General features: G+C 39.5%; 9 protein-coding genes. 5 read left to right on the top strand and 4 right to left on the bottom strand.

The genetic code is table 11. The features are described 5' to 3' along the window. Nucleotides 1-332: 332 nt before the first annotated feature. The 3 genes from ACESK1_RS09310 to ACESK1_RS09320 form a co-directional block, all read right to left on the bottom strand. Nucleotides 333-836, bottom strand: a complete 504-nt coding sequence (locus tag ACESK1_RS09310) for a YceI family protein (RefSeq protein WP_372919915.1) — start codon at nucleotides 834-836, stop codon at nucleotides 333-335. Nucleotides 837-888: 52 nt separating this feature from the next. After that, nucleotides 889-1,467, bottom strand: coding sequence for a YceI family protein (locus ACESK1_RS09315; RefSeq protein WP_372919916.1), 579 nt, complete (start codon nucleotides 1,465-1,467; stop codon nucleotides 889-891). 79 nt (nucleotides 1,468-1,546) lie between these two features. Then, nucleotides 1,547-1,999 carry a MarR family winged helix-turn-helix transcriptional regulator gene (locus ACESK1_RS09320; RefSeq protein WP_372919917.1) on the bottom strand — a complete coding sequence of 151 codons (453 nt, stop codon included), beginning with the start codon at nucleotides 1,997-1,999 and terminating at the stop codon, nucleotides 1,547-1,549. 161 nt (nucleotides 2,000-2,160) lie between these two features. On the opposite strand from ACESK1_RS09320, the gene ACESK1_RS09325 reads away from it, so the two are divergent. The 5 genes from ACESK1_RS09325 to ACESK1_RS09345 all read left to right on the top strand — a co-directional run bounded on the left by ACESK1_RS09325 (nucleotide 2,161) and on the right by ACESK1_RS09345 (nucleotide 6,037). Further along, entirely contained in the window at nucleotides 2,161-2,475 is a 315-nt protein-coding gene (locus ACESK1_RS09325; protein ID WP_372919918.1) for a rhodanese-like domain-containing protein, read from the top strand. Between the two features lie 7 nt (nucleotides 2,476-2,482). Continuing rightward, nucleotides 2,483-2,899, top strand: coding sequence for a rhodanese-like domain-containing protein (locus ACESK1_RS09330; RefSeq protein ID WP_372919919.1), 417 nt, complete (start codon nucleotides 2,483-2,485; stop codon nucleotides 2,897-2,899). 193 nt (nucleotides 2,900-3,092) lie between these two features. Then, nucleotides 3,093-4,346, top strand: a complete 1,254-nt coding sequence (locus tag ACESK1_RS09335) for a S8 family peptidase (RefSeq protein ID WP_372919920.1) — start codon at nucleotides 3,093-3,095, stop codon at nucleotides 4,344-4,346. A gap of 161 nt (nucleotides 4,347-4,507) precedes the next feature. After that, nucleotides 4,508-5,197 (top strand): outer membrane beta-barrel protein, encoded by a 690-nt coding sequence (locus ACESK1_RS09340; RefSeq protein WP_372919921.1) that lies wholly within the window; start codon nucleotides 4,508-4,510, stop codon nucleotides 5,195-5,197. 153 nt (nucleotides 5,198-5,350) lie between these two features. After that, the gene (locus ACESK1_RS09345) at nucleotides 5,351-6,037 is read left to right on the top strand and encodes an MCP four helix bundle domain-containing protein (protein ID WP_372919922.1); all 687 of its coding nucleotides are present in this window, start codon (nucleotides 5,351-5,353) and stop codon (nucleotides 6,035-6,037) included. On the opposite strand, the gene ACESK1_RS09350 is transcribed toward ACESK1_RS09345, so the two are convergent. Next, on the bottom strand, nucleotides 6,034-6,296 hold a 263-nt coding region (locus ACESK1_RS09350; protein WP_372919923.1), incomplete at its 5' end, for a hypothetical protein. The genes ACESK1_RS09345 and ACESK1_RS09350 overlap by 4 nt on opposite strands.

Here is a 6,296-nt window from a genome sequence, read left to right on the forward strand (position 1 = left end):
AAAAAAGGCTTGTCGTGAGACAAGCCTTTGTATGATTTTATACTATAGCAGTGTTACTTCACGACGTTTGACGTAAGTTGTTCCACCACCAGGTATTTGCTATTCTGTTTTTCATTGCTTCAAAGATAGAAAGCATAATTTTAAAAACAAGCGAATTAATATAAAAAAAAGCCGGAAAAGTGAAATTTACTTTCCCGGCCAGAATTGGGGGCAAAATTTTACTCGATAATCGAAATTTAATGCTCAGAAGCCTGCCCGAATCATTCAGGCGGGCTTACCTCGAAATCAAGATATATTTTCCAAAATGCCTCCTGGGGCTTGCCCGAGGTAATCTACTTGAATTTCAACTCAATATTTAAATCGAAATTATCGTAGATGGTCTGGTCTCCCAGTCCGCTAAAGAAACTACCTGAATTATACCGAACATTATATTTTGAACGGTCTATAGTTAATTTGGTGGTTGCGGTATTATCGTTCCAGTCCAGATCGAATGTCACAGGATGAGTTTGATCTTTGATGGTGAGATCTCCAACCACTCCGTAAGTCCCGTCATCTTTTTTAGCAACGCTGGTAATTACGAGTTTTGAAGCAGGATAATTGGCTACCCCAAAGAAATCATCTGAATTCAAATGGCCTTCAAGACCAGCTTTGTCTTCTCCTTTAAGATCGGTTACTGTGATACTGGTCATATCCATTACGAATTCTCCTCCTACGATCTGATCGTTTTCGATGTGGAATTTTCCATCTTTCAGATCGATTGTTCCTTCATGAGATCCTAAAACTTTTTTTCCTTTCCAGGCTACATTACTGGCCTGAGCATTTATTTGTTTTTCCATAGCAATTTAATTCCCGTTATTAATTTTTTTCTTTTTCAAATTATGGTTCTGCTTAGAACTTAAGGTTCACCATTAAGTCAAAGTTGTCATAGATAGTTTTGTCTCCTAAATCGTCGAAGAAACTACCTGAACCATAACGCACGTTAAATTTTGAACGGTCGATGCTTAATTCAGTAGAAGCTGAATTCTCATTCCATTCTAAGTCGAAGGTTACGGGGTGAGTGTCTTCTTTTATAGTAAGATCGGCAACCACTCCATAAGTACCATCGTTTTTCTTTGCGGCACTGGTGATTACAAGCTTAGCAGTAGAATAAGTTTCAACCCCGAAGAAATCATCAGACTTCAGGTGGCCTTCCAATTTGCCTTTGTTTTCACCTTCGAGGTCGGTTACATTGATGGATTTCATGTCCATAGTGAATTCTCCGCCTTTAAGCTCACCATCTTCTACGATAAAATGACCTTCTTCAAGTTCAACAGTTCCGGTATGGAATCCGGTTACTTTTTCGCCTCTCCAGTTAACTTCACTGTTTTTTACATCGATTTCCTTTATTTCTACGCTATTAGCGGTAAAGGCAACAGTAGTTAACACGATAACAGCTGCCAGGGCAACATTTAAAACATTCTTTTTCATCTTTTTTGTTATTTGATTTTAGTTTATAATAATATTTGGGTAATTCTCTTTATTCTGATAATAAGTGCTATACGTCTTATTAACCTCTTAAATCGTTTAATTTATCGTTCATTAATTCATTCTCTCCGGAGTTGATCCGGGAAGCGATTTCAGATTCAATTTCGTCTATAACCGGATCAACTTCCTGTAAAAACTCCAAGCCTTTCCGGGTGATGCTAATTTCAACTTTTCGTCTGTTCGCTTCGCAGGTTATGCGTTCAACAAGACCCTTAGTTATCAGTTTGTCCACCAATCGGGTGGTATTACTCATCCTGCTAACCATTCGCTCCTGGATAGTACTCAGATTCGCGGGTTCTCCCTTTTGTCCCCGAAGAATGCGCAAAACATTAAACTGGGGGATAGAAAGATCAAAATCTTTCAGGGCTTCCCCGATCCTGTCGTTAATATAATTAGCGGTAACCAGGATATTCAGGATAAGCCGACGCGATTCCGGTAATTTATTCGAGGTTTTTATGGTTTTTTCAATATTCATTTGTTCTAACAACATTTGTAGGTACAAATATAAGGTGAAGAATGAGAAATGAAAGCAAGGTGAGTGTTAAATATTCTACAAATTTTAGCCGCCTAAAATGTATTGCTGTTTAAAAGGAGGAAATCTTTTTACCTTTCGCAAAAATTAAGAATTTATACATTATGAAAGAATTAACCCAGGAGGAGTGGAGAGAAAAACTGGAGCAGGACAATAAGGCTGTAGTTTTAGATGTACGAACCGAAGAGGAAATGGAAGAGGGATATCTTCCCCATGCTAAATTATATGATATTTATAAAGGCCAGGAGTTCCTAGACGGGATTGAGAAGCTGGATAAATCTAAACATTATTATATCTATTGCCGTTCAGGGCAACGCAGCGAACAGGCTTGTCAGTTAATGGACCAGATGGGTTTTTCTGAAACCTATAACCTACTTGGAGGAATTATAGAGTGGGACGGAGAGATAGTAGAAGATTAAGTAGAGAATGGGCAAAATAAAAATTATTTTTTCTGCTTTCTTTTTATTGGGAAGTTTATACGCCTGCAAGGATGTTCAGGCTGAATCTAACGGAGCACCAAATTCTGTAGAACATGTTAGTGTTGAAGAGATGAAGTTACATCTTCAGATGGAGGATGTTCAGTTAATTGACATTCGCACCCGGGAGGAATATAACAATGCTCATATTCTCGATGCAAAGAATATAGTTTTTGATGAGGGATTCAGAAAAAAACTGGATACACTCGATAAATTTCGGCCGATTCTTCTTTATTGTACCGATGGTTCTAGGAGCAAAAAGGCTATTAAGATTTTGAAGCATCGCGGTTTTCAAAATGTCCAGGAATTAGATCACGGATTTATAGATTGGAAAGCAAAAGGAGAACCAATAACAAAACCTGAATAATTCTTATTTTAAATCCTAAAATGATATCAAGTCCCCTTTTTCCAGGGGGCTTTTTTTATGGTAAATTATAAAGTCATTTGCTTTTATTTTTGTTCTATCTCTAATAAAAAATAAAATAATTTGTTTTTTATCCATAAAATCATAGCTTTGGTCGATCTATTAACCTTTTTTTTAACCAAACATTTATTATTTTATGAATTTACAACAACTCAGGCCTTTAGCAGTAACTGTGATGGCCGCAGCATTCATGTTTTCCTGTTCTCAGGATAAGGAAGAAAACCAAAATCTGGAAGAGCAGCAAGTAGCTCCTTCCAGTGCAGAGATTATTGAGGGACAATACATTGTTGTCTTTAATACCGACGTAACCGGGGACGAGGGTGCAAAGTACCCTGAAAGTTATACCCGCGCCCAGCAAGCTGTAAAGGCTAAAACCGAACAAATATTGACCGAAAGCGCTATTGAAGATGCTCATATTATTTCGGTATACAGTAAAGTGCTGAATGGAGCTTCTATGAAATTAACCGCAGAACAAGTGGAACTCCTTCGTGGAAAAAAAGAAGTTTCTTACATTGAAGAAGACAGAATCGTGACCTTTGCTCCTCCTTGCGGAACTCCTAACGGTGCTCCATGTGACGAGGATCCGGATGATGGTGGTGGAGACGATGGTGGAGATTCCAACCAGGAAACCCCATACGGAATTGCCCGCGTTAACGGAGTTTCAAATTACACAGGTTCAGGTGTAGCCTGGGTTATTGATTCAGGAATAGACTTAGACCACGAAGATCTTAACGTAGATGCATCCAGAGGTTTTAATGCTTTTACTTCAGGTAAAGATGGAAAATCTGCCGACGATGGAAACGGACACGGAACTCATGTTGCCGGAACTATCGCCGCTTTGAATAACGATTTAGGGGTAATTGGAGTGGCTCCCGGAGCAACTGTAATTCCTGTAAAAGTACTTGACAGCCGTGGTAGCGGATCTTATTCCGGAGTAATCGCCGGAGTTGATCACGTTGCGGCATACGGAAACAGTGGAGATGTAGCCAATATGAGTCTTGGAGGGCCAACCTCTGATGCTTTGGACCAGGCTGTTCTTTCAGCTTCTCAGCAAGGGATCAAATTCGCATTAGCTGCGGGTAATGAAAGCAGTGATGCTAACAATTCTTCTCCTGCAAGGGTGAACGGTTCTAATATCGTTACGATATCTGCAATGGATTCCAGCGATAACTGGGCATCTTTCTCAAACTACGGGAACCCACCGGTAGATTATGCCGCTCCCGGAGTTGCAGTGAAGTCTACCTGGAAAGACGGTGGTTACAATACCATTAGTGGTACTTCTATGGCTTCCCCACACGCGGCCGGAGTGCTATTGCTTGGTAACGCCAGCACCGATGGTACTGTAAACGGAGATCCTGATGGAAATTCAGATCCAATTATTGTACACTAAGATTTAAAATAGATCATTAAAAGCATCGGTTTCTACCGATGCTTTTTTTGTTGATATACGTTTAAGCGATTTTTTCCGTTAAAAGATAGAACAGGATTATTCTATTATTTCAATTTATTGATATATTTACCCGGGAAGTTAAGACCGATAAATCTACATTTATGAACAAAAGTTTTTTACCGATTTTAATTGGGCTGTTATTTATCAGCCTTTCTTCAAAGGCTCAGGAATACAGTTTTGGAGTTAAAGGAGGCGGCAATTATGTGATGGGAGGATCAATTACCGGAGAGAGCTCAGGCGCCGGTTATTTTGATGGTACTGTTGAGGCTGATCCTGATTATGGTTTTCATGCGGGAGTTTTCTTCCAGCTGAAATTCGGTAAGTTTTTCGTTAGACCCGAAGCAATTTATAATACGATGAGTACCACTTTTGATTTTCCAACCCAACCTTCCGCTTATGAGGTTGAAAAATTAAGCATCCCTTTGTTGTTTGGTTACAACATCTGGGGGCCAATCGATATCTATGCCGGGCCTGCATATCAAAATATCATGAGCTCTTCCCTTGAAGGTACCGAACCACCGGACCAAATCATCGTAGCGCAAAATACGCCACTTTCCGCCCAGGCAGGGGTTAAATTCAATCTGGGAAGGTTTGAACTGGATCTACGATATGATCGAACCCTAGCTTCGAAGGAAACTCAAAATATCGATATAGTTAATGGGGATTATGGTATTAATAAGGGGTATTTTACCGATACTCGTTTGAACCAGGTGCTTTTAAGCATAGGTTTCAAAATAGGAGACAGCGAATCTAATCCCGGGAGACGCCGCGGAAGAGGTTGCTATTTCTAAACTCAAAATAAACACTAAGAAGGCCTCAATTTTGATATTCAGAATTGAGGCTTTTTTTATTAAGAAAAACTTAAAAAAATCGGGTAAATTTTGTTATTTTGTGTAACGCTCAGTTATTTAGAGAACTGCTCTTCTTAGGTTAACCCGATAGTTATGAAAGATCTATTTTCCATTAAGCCCGAAAAAAGGAAACGCCTCATATTATTGCTCAGTTTGTTTTTTGCCTTTATCCTTATCGCCGAACTGATCGAGAATAAGAATCTTCAAAAAATCGACAGCGATTTTTCATCGCTTTATGAAGACCGGTTGATACCTGCCTCACAAATCTATGCGCTCTCCGATCTGCTCCACGAGAAACAACTCATCTTCGAGCACCTTAACGAGAATAATTTTAGGATATCGCCCACCGATCTCAAAAAAATTGAAGAGGAGAACCTGCAAATCAACAAGATCCTGGCAGAATATGAAACAACCTTACTTGTAGAGGAAGAAGTGAAACACCTTGCAAATTTCAAGACCAATCTGGAAGCCTTCCAGGAGGTAGAAGCCGAGATTCTTTATCACCTTGAGAATAAAAATTTTGGAGTGGCCCAGGTGCTTATCAATTCCAGGGGAAGAAAGTTATTTAATAGTACAAACGCTCATTTAAACCGACTGGCAGAAATACAACCTGAAGTAGGCAGAGAACTACTGGCTGATTATCGTTCCAGTTTTGGGAGTTCCAGTTTGTTGTATTATTTTAAAATAGCGATCACATTGCTCTTTGGGGTATTTGTTTTACGCCTGCTCGGCCTGGTGAACCTGGTTAGCCAGCCAAAACAAAAATTCGAGCTCAATTAATAAGCGGGTGCTGCCAACCGCGGGTCAATTAAGATTGGTTGCCTTTCTATAGCTTTTATCTGTATGGAAAGATAGCCTAATTCATCTACCACAATTCCCCGACACAGATAAATTCCTTTGCCTCTTATCGGATATTTTTCGGCTATATTTGGGAAATGCACCGTATCAAAAACATCATCGTTCTTATCGAAAAAAGTTCCAAAATACATATAGCGTTTGGTGGTGGTTGCTGTTCTTTTCAGAGTGATGAGGTTGCCGT

The sequence above is a fragment of the Salegentibacter sp. genome, assembly GCF_041642575.1.
Classification (GTDB): Bacteria; Bacteroidota; Bacteroidia; order Flavobacteriales; family Flavobacteriaceae; genus Salegentibacter.

Excerpts from the sequence above, each read along its gene's own strand:
- ACESK1_RS09340 (WP_372919921.1), top strand. The coding sequence starts at position 4,508 with ATGAACAAAAGTTTTTTACCGATTTTAATTGGGCTGTTATTTATCAGC.
- ACESK1_RS09310 (WP_372919915.1), bottom strand. The coding sequence starts at position 836 with ATGGAAAAACAAATAAATGCTCAGGCCAGTAATGTAGCCTGGAAAGGA.
- ACESK1_RS09315 (WP_372919916.1), bottom strand. The coding sequence starts at position 1,467 with ATGAAAAAGAATGTTTTAAATGTTGCCCTGGCAGCTGTTATCGTGTTA.
- ACESK1_RS09320 (WP_372919917.1), bottom strand. The coding sequence starts at position 1,999 with ATGAATATTGAAAAAACCATAAAAACCTCGAATAAATTACCGGAATCG.
- ACESK1_RS09345 (WP_372919922.1), top strand. The coding sequence starts at position 5,351 with ATGAAAGATCTATTTTCCATTAAGCCCGAAAAAAGGAAACGCCTCATA.
- ACESK1_RS09330 (WP_372919919.1), top strand. The coding sequence starts at position 2,483 with ATGGGCAAAATAAAAATTATTTTTTCTGCTTTCTTTTTATTGGGAAGT.
- ACESK1_RS09325 (WP_372919918.1), top strand. The coding sequence starts at position 2,161 with ATGAAAGAATTAACCCAGGAGGAGTGGAGAGAAAAACTGGAGCAGGAC.
- ACESK1_RS09335 (WP_372919920.1), top strand. The coding sequence starts at position 3,093 with ATGAATTTACAACAACTCAGGCCTTTAGCAGTAACTGTGATGGCCGCA.